The 19,866-nt window shown below is 31.9% G+C and carries 15 protein-coding genes; 9 read left to right on the top strand and 6 right to left on the bottom strand.

All coding sequences use genetic code 11. The annotated features are described in order from the left end of the window. The 5 genes from AABD74_RS10610 to AABD74_RS10590 are packed head-to-tail and all read right to left on the bottom strand — an operon-like array spanning position 1 to position 5,708. Positions 1-1,194, bottom strand: coding sequence for a hypothetical protein (locus tag AABD74_RS10610; protein WP_406845502.1), 1,194 nt, complete (start codon positions 1,192-1,194; stop codon positions 1-3). Then, positions 1,194-3,383: a type II secretion system protein GspD gene (locus AABD74_RS10605; protein ID WP_406845501.1), complete on the bottom strand. Its 2,190-nt coding sequence runs from the start codon at positions 3,381-3,383 to the stop codon at positions 1,194-1,196. The genes AABD74_RS10610 and AABD74_RS10605 overlap by 1 nt, the downstream gene beginning before the upstream one ends. A 37-nt stretch (positions 3,384-3,420) precedes the next feature. After that, entirely contained in the window at positions 3,421-4,821 is a 1,401-nt protein-coding gene (locus tag AABD74_RS10600) for a GspE/PulE family protein (RefSeq protein WP_406845500.1), read from the bottom strand. Next, positions 4,822-5,298: a hypothetical protein gene (locus AABD74_RS10595; RefSeq protein ID WP_406845499.1), complete on the bottom strand. Its 477-nt coding sequence runs from the start codon at positions 5,296-5,298 to the stop codon at positions 4,822-4,824. After that, complete coding sequence (locus AABD74_RS10590) at positions 5,298-5,708, bottom strand: type IV pilin protein (RefSeq protein ID WP_406845498.1); 411 nt, start codon at positions 5,706-5,708, stop codon at positions 5,298-5,300. Before AABD74_RS10590 ends, AABD74_RS10595 begins: the two co-directional genes overlap by 1 nt. A 335-nt stretch (positions 5,709-6,043) precedes the next feature. Here AABD74_RS10590 and AABD74_RS10585 point away from each other — a divergent pair, with 335 nt between their 5' ends. The 6 genes from AABD74_RS10585 (at position 6,044) to AABD74_RS10560 (ending at position 15,399) form a co-directional block, all read left to right on the top strand. Beyond that, positions 6,044-9,544 carry an RHS repeat domain-containing protein gene (locus AABD74_RS10585; RefSeq protein WP_406845497.1) on the top strand — a complete coding sequence of 1,167 codons (3,501 nt, stop codon included), beginning with the start codon at positions 6,044-6,046 and terminating at the stop codon, positions 9,542-9,544. 17 nt (positions 9,545-9,561) lie between these two features. Then, entirely contained in the window at positions 9,562-13,254 is a 3,693-nt protein-coding gene (locus AABD74_RS10580) for a DUF6443 domain-containing protein (RefSeq protein ID WP_406845496.1), read from the top strand. Positions 13,255-13,281: 27 nt separating this feature from the next. After that, a complete protein-coding gene (locus tag AABD74_RS10575; RefSeq protein WP_406845495.1) occupies positions 13,282-14,172 on the top strand; it encodes an ankyrin repeat domain-containing protein in 891 nt (296 codons plus the stop codon). A 121-nt stretch (positions 14,173-14,293) separates the two neighbouring features. Next, positions 14,294-14,560 (top strand): DUF4372 domain-containing protein, encoded by a 267-nt coding sequence (locus AABD74_RS10570; RefSeq protein ID WP_406845494.1) that lies wholly within the window; start codon positions 14,294-14,296, stop codon positions 14,558-14,560. A 52-nt stretch (positions 14,561-14,612) separates the two neighbouring features. Next, positions 14,613-14,969 (top strand): hypothetical protein, encoded by a 357-nt coding sequence (locus AABD74_RS10565; protein ID WP_406845493.1) that lies wholly within the window; start codon positions 14,613-14,615, stop codon positions 14,967-14,969. A gap of 262 nt (positions 14,970-15,231) precedes the next feature. After that, a complete protein-coding gene (locus AABD74_RS10560; RefSeq protein WP_406845492.1) occupies positions 15,232-15,399 on the top strand; it encodes a hypothetical protein in 168 nt (55 codons plus the stop codon). Between the two features lie 456 nt (positions 15,400-15,855). Here AABD74_RS10560 and AABD74_RS10555 read toward each other — a convergent pair whose 3' ends face one another. After that, complete coding sequence (locus AABD74_RS10555; RefSeq protein WP_406845491.1) at positions 15,856-16,833, bottom strand: hypothetical protein; 978 nt, start codon at positions 16,831-16,833, stop codon at positions 15,856-15,858. Positions 16,834-17,116: 283 nt separating this feature from the next. On the opposite strand from AABD74_RS10555, the gene AABD74_RS10550 reads away from it, so the two are divergent. Genes AABD74_RS10550 through AABD74_RS10540 form a run of 3 tightly spaced genes read left to right on the top strand, consistent with a single transcriptional unit; the run spans position 17,117 to position 19,865 of the window. After that, on the top strand, positions 17,117-17,845 hold the full coding sequence (locus AABD74_RS10550; RefSeq protein WP_406845490.1) for a hypothetical protein: 729 nt from the start codon (positions 17,117-17,119) through the stop codon (positions 17,843-17,845). Positions 17,846-17,891: 46 nt separating this feature from the next. Continuing rightward, entirely contained in the window at positions 17,892-18,824 is a 933-nt protein-coding gene (locus AABD74_RS10545; RefSeq protein ID WP_406845489.1) for a hypothetical protein, read from the top strand. 54 nt (positions 18,825-18,878) lie between these two features. Further along, positions 18,879-19,865, top strand: a complete 987-nt coding sequence (locus tag AABD74_RS10540; RefSeq protein WP_406845488.1) for a hypothetical protein — start codon at positions 18,879-18,881, stop codon at positions 19,863-19,865. Position 19,866: the final 1 nt, after the last annotated feature.

The raw sequence follows: 19,866 nt of genomic DNA, 5'->3' as shown, positions 1-19,866 counted from the left end.
TTACTTCAGGGTTAAATTTATAGAAAATGTAGTTTCATTATCTTCATTTTTACCAAAATGTGTAATTAAAACCTTGTGAATATATTGCAGCTTTTCAATATCTTCTACCCATTTAGTAAAAGACTGATTTGCAATTGTAGTTCCCGAAATAGTGATTATTTTATCTTTTGTTAGTATCGCTTCTTCTGCTTTAATCTTTTTTTCCAGAGGATTAAAAGTTAATTCGGTCAATAAAATTGAAGAAGGTACTTTATTAGCAATTTCATTGATAATTAAAGAACTTCTGGAAGTCATTCTGCCATCAATAGCTTTCACTTTCTCTTCTTTTACTATAATTCTTTGCTTTATTTTACTGACATCTTCAATAGACGATTTATTTACCAGTAAAATTTCAGATGACTCTTGGGCTAATTTATAATAGTGTGTAAAAAAAATAAAATTAAGAAGTAGTATTGCTAATATAACTCCAACCATTATTTTAATTCCTTTATTAAAAAATGTATTCTGATTGTAGTTATCATATAGCTCATCGCTATAAGAAATGATCGAACCTGTATTAAGAGTATTATTTAGTATCAATCGTAAAATACCTGAAAAAGCAAGTAATTGTCTATTCTCAATTTGAAGATCATTTATAGTATAGGTTATTGCAGATTCTAAAGAACTCGCAGAGATTATCTGAGTCTCTTCTTTAGATATGTTTTGATGATTGGTATAAAGGTTATTTTCCTCAGTATATGCAATAATATCCGCTATAGAACATACACCAAGACTGATTCCTGCAATTATTATTTTTTGATTTTGATAATCTTCCAGCAAAGTGGTAACATATGATTTTCTGGCAATAGCAATAACAGATTTTGTTTTTAATCTCCAGATTTCATAATAAAACTCATCCCAGTTTGTATTAGGGAAAGATTTATGTAATAGTTTTTCATCTGATGGTTCAACTCCTAAAACCTCTTTTTGAATAACCTGATTTGAATTTATAACAACAAAAAAAGGTATTTTGGTATCCCATTTTTCTGCTATTTTTCCGTTATAACTAACCCTGTCTTTTTTACTAATTACTAATCCCTCTTTTTTCTTTTCAACTAGTAATAGAGCAACTTTATCTTCATTATTTATAGTGAAGTGCTCAACGCCAATGTATTGTTTTCCAAGCAAAAAAGTATGTAAGGAGAATGCGGCCATTAGTAAATAACTGTAGGTTTAATCAATACACTTAATTTTTTCTTCGAATCTTCTCGTTTTCTTGAACTAAATAGCCACTTTAGAATTGGAATTCTCGATAATAAAGGAACTCCTGTTCCTGAATCATTTTTTACAGATTCTTCAAGTCCGCCTAATACTATAATATCTTGGTCTTTAACTCTGATAATGGAAGTAAATTCTCTTGAATTAATCCCCGGAGGAGCATCTTTATCTACTTTTTGACCATTAAAACTCGATTGAATCACTTTAATATCCATTGTAATCTGCCCATTACCAGAAACCAAAGGCATTATAGTTACTGATAATTCGGCATCGATAGGCTGATAGTTTTTAACTTCTGAAGCCTGTGGAATTTGTGATCCATAATAATTCTGGTTTGTGACAACATAATACGTTGTTTCACCAATTGACAGGTAAGCTTTATGCCCATTTAAGGTAGATAATCTAGGGGACGAACGTACTTTTAAGTTTCCGTTTGTTTCCATAGCTTTTAAACTTAAATAAAAGTTAGGCACCACTTGTCCTATATTTAAAGAACCAAATCCGTTAAAACCATCAATAATTTTATTAATTGTTGAAGCTCCTAAATTAATATCTGCATTCGGAAAAACAGTTCCTTTTGTAGTAACAGGTTTATCTCCAATTCCTGCTTGAATACCTGTTTCTACTGTCGCGCTTCGATTTACTTCTAACAACATCACTTCTATTAAAATTACAGGGACAGCTTTGTCAATATAATTTATAAAAGATTCAAATCGCTCAATGTTAGCTGCAGGTCCATTAACCAAAAAGCTATTCAGCTCTTTGTCAATTTTAATATCCAGATCTTTTTTTATTTCATCAGGTATAATGGTCAAAATAGATTCTGAAGGCCCACTGCTGCTGCTAGAAGACGAATAATTACTACTGTTATTATTATAATTACTATTTTGGTTCGAGTAATTAGAATTTGATGTTGATCTATTAGTATTGTTATCAAAAGAACTATAATTTGAATAGTTGTTCGTATTATTTAACCTGCCTGCACTCCTGCCCTCTTTTGACGGATCACTTAAAAGTTCAATAGAACGGTGCATTAACGGAATCGATTTAATATTTCGCACCACTAATTGATCTTTTGTTCCAAAATAATAAACAGAACCACTTCTTTTAAAAGTATAACTGCCTCCGGAAGATGCCATAGATCCTGCTTGACTATTACTGTTAAACTGCTGCGGGTTATTACTTTGTGCTGAATAACTATCAGTTTTTACTTCAAACAATTTTGCCAAAAGCTCGTCAAAAGTGATGTTTTTGGCTTTTACTGTCCCGTTACCAGCGTTTTCTAAAGGACTTGATATAAACATATCAATGTCAAGCTCATGACCTATATCATAAACAATACTTGAAATTGGAGTATTTTCAAAATCAACGTTTAGGAGTTTTTTATCCGCATCAACTACAGTAAAGAAAAAATTAGATTTTCTTGGGCGTTGAGGTTTGTTTTGTCTTACTTCTCCATTTTGATTTCCTGTACCTTCAACAACAAAATTTCCATCTAATTTGTCAAAAATATAAAAGTTGTCTCTTGATTTGGTTACACTTAAATTATTAGCAAAAGCCAATTTATTTAATGCAGCATCAAAAGGCATACTTTTTATATAAGCAGTTAATGGTTGATTTTCTAAGCCAGGGGCAAAAACCAAATTTTTGCCGCTTACATCCATTATTTTTCTGAAAACGTCATATAATTTATCATCTTTCAGGTTTAGAGAAAGTAAATTATTTGCATAATCATGGGCAACATCAATCTCTTTTACCTTTTGAATTTCAACTGGTTTTTCGTATGATTTTATAGCCAGGATATTTCCTGTAAAATCAATAGTAAGATTATATTCTTTACATAAAAATATAAGCAGATCCCCTACCGTAACATCCGAAAAATTATTTACAATAGTAATCTGGTTTAGATTTGTTGCTACACTAAAATTAAGTTTGTGAATTTGAGAAACTGCCAATAAGAAACTTGACAAAGAAGCTTCTTTAATGTTAACGTTAACTTTTTCATTAAGTCCCGGAGCGTCAGCAGAAATGGATTCTATGTTATTTTTAAGCTGTAAAATCCGATTATCTTGTGAATATGAAATCTGGAAAAGTATCAGCAAAAAAAGGGTAATTATTTTTTTCATGAATTTATGTCAGTTGTAGGACTTTTATATTTTTAATTTACAAGAGTAATGAAAAAACTTCATCGACAGAAGTGATTCCCTCTTTTATTAATAACAATGCATTACGCTTTAGTGTAAAAATGTCTTTTTCTTCTAAATAATCGTTGATATCCAGTTGGTTGTTTTTAATTAAATTAGATAATTCTGACCCAATTGGCAGAATTTCATAAATCGCCTTTCTCCCGGAATAGCCTGTATGATAACAATGCTCACATCCAACCGCAACATGATGAGATTTTAAGTCATTTGGGATTTCAAAACCAGTTGGAAAAATTTCTTCAGCAATTGGCTCTTCACTTTTACAAGAATTACACAATTTACGTACTAAACGCTGTGCAACACTAATATTAAGAGTACTTGCAATTAAAAATGATGGAACTCCCATATCGATCAATCTCGATACTGTTGCCCATGCTGAATTTGTATGTATGGTTGATAAAACAAGATGCCCTGTTAATGCAGCACGAATCGCCATATTTGCGGTATTCACATCACGAATCTCCCCCACCATAATAATATCCGGATCCTGTCTTAAAAATGTTCTTAAAGTTGCGGCAAAATCAAGCCCAATATTTTCTTTTAACTGAACCTGATTAATTCCTTCCAGCGTATATTCTATTGGGTCCTCAACCGTTAAAATATTAGTATTAGGAACATTTAATCTTTTTAAGGTAGCATATAAAGTTGTTGTTTTTCCTGAACCTGTCGGTCCCGAAATAAGAACTATACCATTCGGGCGTTTTATATTTTCAAGATAAGATTCTAATTCTTTTTCTGTAAAGCCCAAAGAATTAATATCGATATCGCTGGTATCTTTACTTAAAATACGTAGTACTACTTTTTCTCCATGCAGCGTTGGTAAAACTGAAACACGAACATCAAAATCCTGATAATCCGTAACCATTGTTATACGTCCGTCTTGCGGTAACCTTTTTTCTGATATATCGAGCTGGGCACGAATCTTTATTTTGTTTACAATAATAGGGTATTCTTCTACCGAAATATGAAATTGTTCTTTTAACTTTCCATCTAAACGAAAACGAACCCTGGCGTTTTTTTCATAAGGTTCAAAATGAATATCACTGCTCCCTATTTCCTTAGCATTTAATACAATTTTTTCTAAAAAATCAGAAGTATAATGAATCTCAGAAACGTTATTAGACGATTTTCTATAATTGGTACTTAAATAACGGTTTATATTTTCTGTAGAATCTGTTTCTAATTGAACAGGAAAACTAAGAAGAATGCTTAATTCATTTTGTAAACCTGCGATATCAGAATTATCAGTTTTTAAAACTACAATCTGCCCATTTTTACCAACAGGAACAATTCTGTAATAATAAGCCTGTTCTGCTTTTACAAGCTGCTGGAATTCTATAGAAACATCAAAATTTTCCATTTAATAAGCGTATAAAAATGTGTCGTTCCAAAAAAAAGAAACTGCATAAACAACACCAAAAAAAAGCGACATATAACCAGCTAATGGCACTGTAGACTGCTCTTTTTTGTTACTTAAAACTAAATGCAAAATCAAGGAAAATAAAAGGGAAAAGACAAATAAAACCAAAAAAGAAACTATCGAAAATGTACCGGCTATAAAAAGAAAAAACAGGACGTCTCCTATCCCGATCGTATTTTTAAAATCTAAATTTCTAGACTTGGCATAAATCAAGCTTACAGCCAAAATTAAAACTACAAACATTAAATTAACTCCCCAATTGGTCAATGCTATTGACGAAGGCAGATTATGTAGTTGAATTGCAAATGCTAAAATCCCAATAATTGGGTATAAAAACCAGTAAACTAAACGGTTTTTAAAATCCTGATATAATACGAGAGCAAATACAATAAGTAAAAGTAATTTCAAATACCACATTAATCATTTATGATTTGTTTTGGAACACCATTCTGATCAATTTCCCAAACATTAAAAACCCCATTTCCATTAAAATCAGTAATTGCTGTAGCTTTTACTTTAAACTCATTATTTGTTGATTGCACTATTTCATAAACATAATTAGCACTTCCGTTTTCTTTTGTTGTTTTTGGTGCTTCAAAGTCTATTTCGGTAAAATTAGGGCTGTATTTTGAATACATAAAATAGTACTGTTTCTCTGCATTATATATTGCTTTAAGCTGTACTTGTGCCTCTACACTTTTTGCTTTTGTAATCAAAGGCATAAGGTTAGGCAAAGCGATTAAAAGCAAAATTCCTATGATAGCAAGAACAATCAACATTTCCTGTAGATTGAAAGACGGCAGTTTTTTTAGTAGATTTTTCTTCACAACAAAAGTGTAATAATTTTTTACAAATATATCTTTTTTATTGAGAAAACAAGGATGTTGATAATGAGAAATAATTTGGTAGTAATTTTTATTTTAAAAGAAAAAACTTATTTTTTTCATTACAGAGCACTCGAGACAAAATTATAGAAAGTCTTCTAATACTATCATTAATTAAAAGTACTATATTATGCCTTAACAATTTTGAGCGATTGAAGACACTATTAGTTTATTATTCAGATCATTATATATTTTTTTAAAATTTTAACAGTAATTTTCTTTAAAAAAAATATAGTTATATAAGTTATTTTTTATTTTTATAGAAAATAAAACAGAATATGAAAAAGTTTATATTACTATCACTAATTTATTTCTCTTTGACAGGAATTGTTGACGCTCAACGGTTAGAAGAATCAGTAAATTATCCCATTACACCTCAAGTTGCTGCAATTTTTAAAGCGATTGCTGCACCTGTATCATATTATACGGGACAACCCGATGTATCAATTCCTGTTTATACTATTACTCAAGATGGAGTACAGATTCCTATTAATATTTCCTTCAACACTAGCGGTATATTTGTAAATGAAGAGGCTGGAAATATTGGTATAGGTGTAAAACTAAATTGGGGAGGATCTATTATACGAACCCCTAATGGACAGGTAGATGAAAGAGGTTTTTTTACAGAATCATATAGAATTCCCTTTCTTAAAGAGGAGCTTCAAAAAGATTATACTAACACTTCAATCCCTTCATTTTTTCCATATAATGGATTCCCAGCAAGTTTTTCCACAATAAAAGCACGAGAAAACGAGTATGCTAATATAAATTCATATAATGATCCATATGCTAATGGTAATGGCAATGTTATTGTTTCTGATTTAAGACCTGATGATTTTTATTATAATGTTTTAGGAAAAAGTGGTCTCTTTAAATTTAATCAAGTAGATAGAACATTTATCACCTTTCCTTTAGATGATATAAAAATAAATAAAACATTAGCTAACAAATATTTACAAAGTTTTGAAATAATAAGAAGTGATGGTGTAAGAGCTATAATGGGTGATGGTGCTGAAGAATTGTCTACAAAAGAAAATAAAAATATTTACACAAATTATAATCAAGGCGTTGTTCAAAGTTGGTTTGTAAAAAAGATAATAACTTCAAAAAACACACTTATAGATTTTTCATACATAAGCAATCAGTACAAACAAACTACTGAATCCAGAACAATAACATTTAATCCTGCAAAACCCTATTCGTCATATGAAGAAACTCATATAACTGGAGACACGTATACCACTACTGAAAAGTTGATAGAAACGATTTCTTTTAAAGATGGCAGACTCGATTTTATATATGTAAATGACAGAGTCGATTTTCCTAGCACGATTGTTTCTAGTAATGAACTTAAACTTGCTCCTAGATTATCTCAAATCATATTGTCAGACTCGAAAAATAATAAAATAAAAAAAATTCAATTTCACCAAAGTTACTTTAAAGGAGAATCAACTTATGCAAATTTAAACAGCCGCTTACGTTTGGATTCTTTGAGCATAAATGACAATCAATCAAAAAATATCGAAAGATATAAATTTGAATATAATGACAGTAATATAATTCCTGCAAAAAATACAATCGCTACAAATAAAGATTTATGGGGATATTACAATAATTCATCCAGTAATAGATATATTAACTCAGATGTCAACAAACTTTTTACAATTAAAAAAATTATATTTCCAACAGGAGGAGAGAGAGTATACACTTTTGAAAATAATATGGTATCGTGGAATAGTATGTATAGTGGGAAATTAAAGGAGATTTCTAATGACGGCTTCGATTCTTATGAAAACAACTATTTTGTTGGTGGTTCATCGCTAGATATTTCCTCAGGTAACCCAATTGTGGGTGGTTCTGCTCCTTATACAAATACAATTAGAACGGTTTATGGTGATGAATTTACAATACAGGGTGCTGCAAATGTGTATTCTGAAAATATTGTTTTCTCTGCTGAAACTAGTTATGTCAATCCTTCTATAACATTATCACAGGTTAACGGATGGCCTTATAAAATTGAAGTCGGCTTGCAAAAGAAAGAAGGTATGACTTTTATTGATTACACTTCTACTTCAATTGATAGAAATCATACTAATCTTTTATCTACAAATAAGATTAGTTATAATCTTACCTCAATGGCTAATAGTACGTACCGATTTTACGTAAAAATGACTTGTCCTCCAACAAATATTATGGCAAATTGGCCATTTAGACCAGGACATATAACCACATTAAAGTTAAAATATTTAAAGAAAAATTTTAACGATATCAAGGTTGGTGGGTTGCGTATAAGGGAAATAGTAGATATTGAAAAATCTAATCAATACAAAACTACTTACGAATATATTGGGACTAATAATATTTGCTCTGGACAATTAATTACAGCACCAGAATATAAAGAATATGTGACACAACGCATTATAAAACCTGGGAGTTACAATACTCAAGAAAATCCTGATTACATCAATTATTATGGAACCAGGATAAGCTCTGAACCTATTTTTCCTTTATTAAAAACGCAAGGGAGTAATGTTGGTTATACAAATGTGATTAAAAGACAAATAAATAGGACAGAAGAAATAAAAGAAGAGTTTGTTTTTAGTTTTGTTCCCTCTCAAAGAACAGGATATCTAAAGGAGTACTATCAAGAGTTAGAACCCAAAATATGGCAAAGTGGTAAATTACTTTCAAATAAGAAATACAAAAATAATATGATAATTAGTGAAGAAATATTTGATTATTACGGATTAAGTAATGAAACAAACAAAGGTTATGTAGAAGAATTAAATACGAGCCTTGTAGATGCTGAAGGCGATTCGTATGATATTCAAATTGATAGAAGATTTGAAAACCCTTTAATGATTGGAAACCCTCCTTATCGCCTAGACGATGTTAAAAATTTATATGCCGCTGATAATTTAAATTTCCATTATTTTGATAGATTTTTCGAGAAGCTTTCTCCACCGACAAAAATACCATATTTCAAAATCTATACAGGTTTTGATAAATTAAAAAGTAAAACAACAATAGATTATTTAGAAGGAAAAAGTGTGTCACAAACAGAAAACTATTACTACAATACAACCCCAACAAGTTTACAATTATCGTCACAAACAACAACAAATTCAAAAGGAGAAACTCTAGAAACAAAATTTTACTATGCTCAAGATCAAACCATGGTAAATGAGCCTTTCAGAAATGAATTGCTTTCCAAAAATATTGTTAGTACACCTTTAAAAACAGAAGTTTTTAAAGGCTCCAATAAGTTATCAGAAAAAAGAATTGAATATGGAAGCTTTACTTCTGCAGTTCTTGCAGACCCATTGATATTACCTAAATATATTTATACAAAAAAAGGAAGTGTTTTACCAGATCAGCTAGAAAAAAAGGTTAGCTATCAATATGATAATTTTGGTAATATTACTCAATATACTATAGAAAATGACAATCCTGTTTCTATTTTATGGGGCTACAATAAAACCCAGCCAATTGCAAAGATAGAAAATGCATCCATTGCACAAGTATCTGCTGCACTTGGAATATCAGATTTAAACAATGTAAACGAAACCAATTTAGGGGCCATAAACAATTTACGTACTTCACTTCCCAATGCTATGGTAACCACTTACGCATACAAACCTCTTGTTGGTGTCAGTACTATTACAGATCCGAAAGGTCATACAACCACTTATACTTATGATAGTTTTGGCAGACTTGAATTTGTAAAAGATAATGAAGGAAATATACTTTCAGAGAACCAGTACAATTATAAGCCATAAATAAAACCAAAAGCATCATGAAAAATCTAATCCAATTCCTTTTGGTTTTGTTTCCTTTTATGGCAATAAGCCAGACACAAACCGAGAATTACATCAAAACTGTAACCTATAAGAAACCTTCTCTTGTAAAAATAGTCGCACCCACAATTTCTGAGGCTTCTCAAAATGTCACTTATTTTGACGGACTGGGAAGGCCTATTCAGCAAATAGCAGGTCAGCAGTCTAAATCAGGAAATGATATCATCACCCATATCGCATACGACGGTTTTGGAAGGCAAACACTAGAATATCTGCCTTTTAAATCGTCTAATACCAATATGACTTATGATACAGCTGCTGAGGCGAATGTTCTATCTTATTATAAAACCCCTAGTCTGGCTATCACTGGGAATTCTGCTATGGAGGCTACTGATTACCCTTTCAGCCAAAAAGAACTGGAAGCTTCTCCTCTGAATCGTATCCTGAAACAAGCCGCACCAGGCAATGACTGGAGATCAGGATCGGGACATGAAATAAAAATGAGCTACCAGACCAATATTGCAGATGAAGTGAAATTATTTACAGCCCTTACAGCATGGGATGCTGCATCTGGGTTGTATAAAATTGCTTTTGTAAACAGCGGATCTTATACCGCAAATGAACTCTATAAAACCGTTACTTATGATGAAAACACAGCTGCAGTGCCATCTGAAGCAAACGGTTCAACGGTTGAGTTTAAAAACAAAGAAGGACAGGCTGTTTTAAAAAGAACCTATGCCGCAGTTGGAACAGGGACAGTGAATCAAAAACACGATACTTATTATGTTTATGATATTTATGGAAACCTGACTTATGTGATCCCTCCAAAAGCTGTCGATTTAATTGGAAGCACCGTGAGTACTGAGATTGATATAACTTCTGCTGCAGTGGTTACATCCTCAAGTGGCACTTTGAATTTAACAGCATTCAATTCTATCCGCCTTCTGCCGGGATTTCATGCACAGAGTGGAAGTACATTTTCAGCTGTCATTGACAATGGAAACCAGACTGTTTTAGATAATTTATGCTACCAATATAAATACGATCACCGCAACAGGCTGGTGGAGAAAAAACTACCCGGAAAACAATGGGAATTTATCGTTTATGACAAACTGGACAGGGTTGTAGCCACAGGACCTGCTAACTCACCTTTTTCAGATTTAAGTACTGTGGGATGGATCATAACCAAATATGATGCTTTCAGCCGTCCGGTATATACTGGGTGGGCAACAGCTGCAGCAGCTACGCCTGCAGGAAGGATCACCCTGCAGAATGCGCAGAACAGTCCTTCACTTACCCAGCTTAACGAAACTAAACAAACTACAGGAACTCTGGACAATATTGCCGCTTATTACAGTAATACAGTAGAACCAAAAACCTTCAAGCTCCTTACGGTTAATTATTATGATAATTATACTTTTCCAAGTACACCTGTCATTACTGTACCCACAGATGTAGAAACACAGACAGTACTGACTACAGCACAGATAAAAGGCCTTGCAGCCGCTTCCTGGACAAGGGTACCAACCACCAGTACAGCCGCGCTGGGCGAAACAACGGCCACTTTTTATGACAGTAAAGCAAGACCGATTAGGATTTATAAAACAAATCATTTAGGCGGTTATACTTATACAGACAATAAACTTGATTTTTCGGGTAAGTCTGAATACAATATTACAAGACACAAAAGAACTGCTGCTGACACGGAGTTAATGACCAAAGATGTCTTTACTTATTCAGCCCAGGACCGATTATTGATCCAGACCCATCAAATAAACTCAGGAGCAATTGAACTTATTGCCAGTAATACCTATGATGAACTGGGGCAGTTAATTTCTAAAAAAGTTGGAAATACAGAAGCCCTTCCGACCCAGAATATTCATTATACCTACAACATACGCGGGTGGCTTACAACTATTAATGATATAACATCCCTTACCAAACCAAACGACCCAAAAGATTTGTTTGCTTTTAGGATTAATTACAATACAATCCCATCTGGAATTCCAGATGTAAAAGCATTGTATAACGGAAATATTGCAGAAACACAATGGATAAGCACTTCTGAAGCAACACCAGTAATCAGGGCTTATGGTTACAAATACGACAATCTTAACCGATTAAAAGAAGGTGTCTATAAAAAAGGAACTGTATTGAGCGCCTATAATGAAACTTTATGGTATGATAAAAACGGAAACATTACAGCTCTTACCCGTAACGGAAACAGCGAAACTACTCAACAGATCGATAATTTAATCTACACTTATGCCAATAATAACAACACTAACACGCTGATGAAAGTTGCTGACAGCAGCAACAAAACATTAGGTTTTGTAGACAGCGCAGCCAACACCGTTGATGATTACAGCTATGATGCCAATGGCAATATGACCAAAGACAACAACAAAAATATAACAGCCATAACCTATAACCATTTAAACCTGCCCACAAAAATTACCTTTGCCGCAACAGGGAATATTGCTTATATTTACAATGCTGCAGGGGAGAAAGTGCAGAAAATTGTAACTAATGTTTCTCCGGCAAATATTACAACAACCGATTATTTAGGAGGTTATCAATATAAAGCTGATTGTCAAACCTGCAGTCCATTATTAAAGTTTTTTCCAACAACAGAAGGATATGTAGAGGCGGTTACAGCAAGTTCTTTTAAATATATTTACCAGTACAAAGATCATCTTGGTAATGTCCGTTTAAGTTATGATAAAACTCTGGCTATACAAGATGAGAATCATTATTATCCTTTTGGATTAAAACAAATAGGGTACGGAGCTCCTATTGTTAGTTCTAGTTATAAGTATAAGTACAATGGAAAAGAGCTTCAAGACGAACTGGGGCTTGGGATGTATGACTATGGAGCAAGGAATTTTGACCCTGCAATTGGACGTTGGATGAACATCGATCCACTGGCAGAGAAAGGTCGTAGGTGGACTCCCTATAATTATGTTTATAATAATCCTTTGAGATTTATTGACCCTGATGGAATGATGGCTAAACCAACTCCATTAGAAGCTGCATTGATGGCAAAACATGTTTATGCTGATAAAAATGATAAAGTAGAGTTACAAGGCGGATGGAAACCTTCTACCGCAATGTCAAATCTAAATTATAGAAATGAAAAAACAGGTTTTAAATCTGCATTATACGAACGAACTGTCGATGGAAAAACAGAATATACCTATGCAACAGCAGGAACAGAAGATGGAAAGGACTGGAAGAATAATGCAACTCAATTAGCTGGTGCTTCCGAGCAATATAGCCAATCAGTTGGAAATGCTAAAGCACTTGAAAAAGGATTGGATGGCGAAATTACCTTTACAGGACATTCACTTGGTGGTGGTCTCGCTGAAGCGAACGCTATAGCAACTGGCGATAGTGCTATTACTTTTAATGCGGCTGGAGTTTCGATGTTTACTGGTGGTATAACAAAAAAATCAGAAACAGATGCTTATATTATGTCAACTGACCCTTTAAATGGAATTCAACAAGTAGTTAATTCTTCGTTAGTACCGACAGCTGGTGGAGAAAAACATTTTTTAAGTCCTAGAAATGCAAGTGGAATTTATAATGGACATAGTATTAATTCTATTATAGATTCATTATCTCAACCAACAGCGATTCAAAGTATGTGGAATACTATTAAACAAGCATTAATCCCTCCAAGCTTTCATTAATTAGATAGCATCAAATAATAAAATGTAATGAAAAACAAAATCATATTGATAGTTTTATTTATAGCTGTTAGCTGTAATAATAAAGAAGAAAAAGTAAATAATAGAGAAAGTAAAATAAATAAGAGAGAACTTTTAGGAAATGACGTCAGGTTATTTCAAGATACACCAGTTTGGAATTTAGCTAAGGCTGTTGAAGATGAAAATCTCACATTAATAAAAGACGAAATAAATTTAAAAAAAACAAATCCAAATTACAAAGAACCAAAATTTGGAAGTACATTGTTAATGTTAGGAATAAAAAACAACAAGTATAAAAGTGTAAATCTTTTATTAACTTTAGGTGCAGACCCAAATTTAGGAGATTCTTATACAGGAGAAACTGCAATGATATGCGCTGCGAAAAGTAGTGATATAAAATATTTGAAATTACTTTTGAAATATAAAGGCAATCCAAATTCAAGAGAAAATGTTCAAACAAAAAATGGTGACCAAGCAAGAAAAACAGCATTAACTTCAGCTATTTCATATTATGATTCTGCTAGCCTTGAAAAAGTAAAATTGCTAATTGATGCAGGTGCAGATTTAAATTATTATAATGAAGGACATACCGATTTGCCTCTTGGATTATCGCTTACATTAGACAAAATGGACGTTGCTCTTTATTTAATTCAAAAAGGAGCTAATTACAGTTTACCAATGTCAAAAGACTCAAAAGGTCAAAATATTTACATTTTAAAGGCTTTACGACAATGTATTTTTGATTTAGAATCAACAGAATTTCAACAAAAGAAACAAATTATAGAATATCTAAAAAATAAAGGACTAGATTATTCTAATGAGCCTATTCCTGAAAAAACTTTAAAGAAGATTAAAAAAAAATATTCAAAGAATTGGATGGAATATATTGAAAAATATTAAGACAACAATTCAATTTTATATCTACTAGTAATCGTTGCAATCTGTTCCCTTGCTGGCGCGAGCATCTTGCCATAAGTGTTCGAAACCTCAAAATTATTATATTTGAGTATAAACCAAACTTATGAAATTAGAAGAAGTTTTAGGCTACATTCCCAAAGAAGAATTAGAAAAACTATCACTTGCCTGCAATGTAGATCAACAGGTAAAAAAACTTCATGGACAGACGATGTTTCAATTGTTACTTTTTTCCATGCTGAATATCAAACATAATAGTTTGAGAGCAATGGAAGAGTTTTACCATTCATTGACTCAAAAGTATTGCCAATACAAGCTGTCAAGGTGTAAAATACAATTCGATCAGGGATCGATTAGTAAATATAAATCCTGATTATTTTGAAGCGATATCCAATAGTTGTCTAAAAAAGTATCACGATAAATATTTGAAGAAAAAGCATAATATTATTTCTTTCGATTCAACACTGGTTAGTATTTCTTCTAAATTATTAAAAGAAGGGATGGTTATTAATCAGAATAGCACGAAGAAATCGGTTAAATTCAGCATAGCATTTTCAAATATCCCTGTTCATTCAAAAATTTTCACAGAACAGCCATTTGTTTCAGAGGATTTTGCTTTAAAAGAATTGATAAAAGAATGTCCCCCGCTCCCGCACAAATCCTTTCGTGTGGCGCAAAGAGCATCGGCAAAGAAAATAAAAAACTCAGCTTTTAAAGCAGGTGCTTCATTGTCTCTAAGTACAATGAAGTTACAAAGTGTTCTTCTACAACCTAAAAAATAATGTTAAATATAATAAGCCTCATGAAACAGATACTTGGATACATATCATTTTTATTTCTAATTTTAATTGTTTCTTGTAATGGACAAGAAAATAAAAACAGGAAGATTGATACCTCAAAAGTAAAAGAAATTACAATAACAAATAAAGTTTTTGTAGTTTTCATAACCTTAAAAGTGGAAAGATAGTTGTTACAAATCAAGCAAAGATTGAGAATATAATTAATGTACTCTCCACTTCAGAACCAATTACAGGCGATGTTAATATGAAAATGAATAATGGGTTTTTCGATATAAGTTTTTACGAAGGAGACAAAGAATATTTGTACACTATAAATTACACTATTTACAATGGTGTAATTTTATGGAATGATGGAAATCCTTATAAAAACGACAAATTTGAAGTGCTCATTTCTCAAATGGTTGCTAAATAGGTAATTTATCAGATGTATTGGTTGTCAATAATCCCAGCTCTTCGAAGAGTTCTAATGGAAAGGCTGTTCTAATGTCTCTGACTTCGCACCGACAAAGAGAATCGACAAAGAATATAAACAAAAAACCTCGCCAGCTGGCGAGGTTTTTTGCGTTTTAAAACTTTTAGTAATCGTGCTTGTTTTTGCTGCATAAATGTCGCCCACGCTCTGCGAAGAATTCTACTGGAAACGCTGTGCGAACGTCTCTGACTTCGCACCCACAAAGAGTATCGACAAAGTATATAAAAGAGAAAACCTCGCAGTCTATTACTGCGAAGTTTTTTTGTGTGTCTCGTCCTAAAATAAGTTGACACAAAATCGACTTTCATAAAAAATGCACGACGCTGTAGACATTCGTATATTTTTTATATTTAAAACTATTAAACTCCCCTAATATTTTCAAAAACATTCTCTAGACTATTTCTTTTCTAGACTTTCAATCTTTTTCACTAACATCTTATTTTCTTCAATAAGCCTATCATTATTATCCTGAAGTACATTTATTTTCTTATTTACATCAATCATATAAAGTGTGAGTTCTTCAATTTTCTGTAGCAATTTAGCATTCATCTCCCCTAAAGATATTCCATTTTTTATAGCTTCTTCCTCACTTGGAATATTTTCTAAATGACCTTTTTCTGTGATATGTTTTTCTACTTCTTCAAGAGTTGGCAAATTATAATTGTTTTTAAAAACATAATCAGGCCAGCCTGTAACATCTACTTTAACTTCTCTTGCATGAACTGTTCCATTTACATCAAGCTTATTTTGAGGGGCATTTATACCAATACCTACATTGCCTAAATTATAGAATAAATTCGTACCATTATTCTGCCAATTAGTAGCCGATTGCGTCAATAATCCTGAATATGGAATTGTAGCTTCCGGATGAATAAAAAACAGTTCCGACAGACCAACATTTCCTCCCTGGCCATTATAAAATGTAAATTTTAACTTGCTGTAAACACCGCCAACTGGAATCTTCACTGAAAAATTATAATTTCCATAATCAACATCTGAATAATCAGCTATCACTCTCCATACATTTACCCCATTATACGTATCATAGCCTTCAATCTTAAATCTACTTGCCGGTAAGTATCGTGTTGTCCATCCAACCCATGCTCCTGCTTGTGTATGATACCCTGACAAACCTTCAATAAGAATAACTTTTGGAGTTGCTGGTGTAACTCCTGCCATATAATAAGGATTCATACTTCCATCAAACAATCCAGCCAAATTAATTGTTGGCCCTTCTTGAGTTACTGTATAACGAGTTACGGAATTAAATAAAATGTTATGCTCCCAGCCAACAGGTGTTAAATTTGTTGAGAATGTTTGACAATTGATAATTTGACATACTAATAAAGCCAAAAGTGCTAAAGTTTTTTTCATAATTAGGTTTTAAATTAAAAACCAAATATAAGATGTTACCTCACAATTTAAGTTGAAACTTTAATAATTTTAATTTATTACACAGCAAAATTAAACTGAAGAAAATCAAAGCGAAAAATCAGAAACAAATCTGCAATTTAGGCCAAAAATAAAAGATTTAATTTTAACAATCTATTACATCAATTTTACTAGATTTGTTAAAAAATTACGGTTAAAAATAATGTTATAAAATATTATTTTTTAATAGAATTATTATATTTTTCCATCTATAAAAAAGAACATTATGTTAAAAAAAATTGTTGTCTTGATAATTATAATTTGCAGTGCCTGCCAGACAACTAAAATTAAAAATGACAACTATAAATTCTCCTCTTCTGTTGTCGAATTAGGAAGTATCGGAACATCAAAATTATCATATAATGAAAATATATTTGAACCAAAGGGTTTGCCAAAATTGGAAAATAATATTCGGGTAGAAATTGGAGTTGTTCCTTACAATCGAAAATTAAATAAAATTTATAAATCTAAAGCCAAATACAATCAGAATCAAACAAAGGTTGCTTTTATAGATAGTCTTCCCATAAAACCTGAATTGGTAACTATTAAAATTTTAGATATTGCAGGTTTAGTTCAGGAAATCAATGCCGATTATAATACTAATATTTTAAAATTATTAACTGATACTCAAAACTTGAAAATTATTTCAAGTCTTGCCGTAAGCCTTCCTGTTGAAGAAATAGCCAAAATCAGACAGTCAGATGCTTTTTATTTAACAAATAATCAGTACAAAAAATACACAATTGCTCTATTCAAAGGAGGAAAAAAAACAGACATTATTGACATCAATCCAGAAACCATTGTTGCATATCAGGTAAGTTCTTTTTGCTGGGGTAAATCCATGAAAGGCACTTGGAATGTCGCTGATATTGTAAACGAAAGCAATAGCTGTTCTGGAATCACTAAACGTAAAATAAGTGAAAAGAAAAACAATAAAGATTTGTTTGATATGTAATCCTTCAAACATTTATTAATTATATAAAGTCTATTTCCTAAATATCATGCATAAAATTTCATTTAAATATTTTTTATTTCTAGTTCTTCTAACTTTTATTTCTTGTGAAGAAATATTAATGGTTGATGATATCTCTAAAAAAGAAGTATCATTAACAGCCCCGGCAAACAATTCAGCTTTATCTTCAACAGGGATTACATTCTCATGGGAGACCGTTGAAGGTGCCGATAAATATCAATTACAAATTGCGATTCCAAGTTTTGACTCCCCGCAGCAAATAATACTTGACACTTTGGTCACAAAAAACTCTTATACACAGCAATTAAATATTGGAAAATATGAATGGCGCATAAGAGCGGTTAACAGCGCATATGAAACTGCATACTTCAAAAGAAGTTTTGAAATTTTAAATAATGATGATTTTCAAAATAATACAGTTGTGTTATTAACACCAAGCAACAATTTAATTACAAAAACTGCTTTACAAAAATTATCCTGGGATGCTATTATTGGTGCGACAGACTACCAGCTTCAAGTTCTGGATGAAAACAGTACTTTAGTAAAAGAACAAAACTCAGCATCGACATTTTTTAATTTTACCTTTGATGAAGGTAAATACACCTGGAAAGTAAGAGCCAGTAACGGAACCGCACAAACCCTTTATACTTCAAGATCAATTTTAGTAGACACAAAAGCTCCCAACACCCCCATCTTGTCTACTCCGACAAATGCAAGTACTACAACGAATAAAAGCATAGATTTTCAATGGAACAGAACCCCTATTTCTGGAAGCATAGAAAGGGACAGTATTTATGTTTATACAGAAAGTGCATTGACTAATTTAAACTTTAAAGACAGGGGTACCAGTCCGTATAATAAAACCCTGACTGCCGGAACATATTATTGGTTTGTAAAATCGTTTGATGAAGCCGGAAATCAAAGTACCAGAAGTGCAGTTTTTAATTTTACTATAAATTAGAATATATCTTAATCCCAAATTTTTCTGTTTATCTATAATACCCCTTAAAACATTATGAAAAAACTATTCATACTTACAATATTATTTACTTTTTGTCAACCAAAAATTTCAGCTGGCTCTTTAAGCAAATTATTTCAAAAAAGCATGTATGTTACAGAATATGAAACCAGCGTCACTTTTCCTGCAGGATTCGTCGTCGGAGATTATATTGAATTTTTAAAAGTAAGTCCAAAATCTCTTGCTGGTGGTTATTATGAAATATCCATAGCATATACAAGAGGAAACATAGCAGCAGCAGCTACTCACGTAGCCGCAATATCACATGCTAACCCAGCAATCTGGAGAGAAGTTGGACGTAGTAATAATAATCCATATGTAGGAACATCAATTAACTTTACGGTTGACTGCAATACCGAAGCGGCAAATCCTCGATTTAGAATAAGAGCTATTAATACTTTTGGAGTAACTACTGATAATCTAACTGTTTATATAAAAGTAACAGCTGTAAATTTAAACAATTCTTTTACTGCATTAAATAATACCGGAAATGACACAACAGTTTCAAAATTTCTTCCAATGACATCAGATTGGGATTTATATGTAGGGAATGTTTTTTCTTCCAATGGAGCTTCTCTTGCTATCAAGGCCTTGCAAAATGGAAACATAGGTATCGGTACTCCAAATCCAGATGAAAAATTAACCGTAAAAGGAAAAATCCATACGCAAGAAGTTCGTGTTGATATGCTGGGGCCGTTAGTTCCTGATTATGTTTTTGAAAATGATTATAACCTTAAATCATTGGAGGAAGTTGAAAATTATATTAAAGAAAATAAACATTTGCCTGAAATTCCATCTGCTCAGGAAATCGAGAAAAATGGTTTAATGCTGGCTGAAATGAATTTGGCCTTACTAAAGAAAATGGAAGAAATGACGCTTTATATCATTAAGCAAAATAAAAAAATAAATGAACTTGAAAAAGAGAATAAAAAACTTGAAGATTTAGAAAACCGATTAATAAAAATAGAAACTAATTCAAAATAAT

This window comes from Flavobacterium soyae (assembly GCF_045348165.1).
Classification (GTDB): domain Bacteria; phylum Bacteroidota; class Bacteroidia; order Flavobacteriales; family Flavobacteriaceae; genus Flavobacterium; species Flavobacterium soyae.
This window is presented reverse-complemented; position numbering and strand designations above follow the sequence as displayed.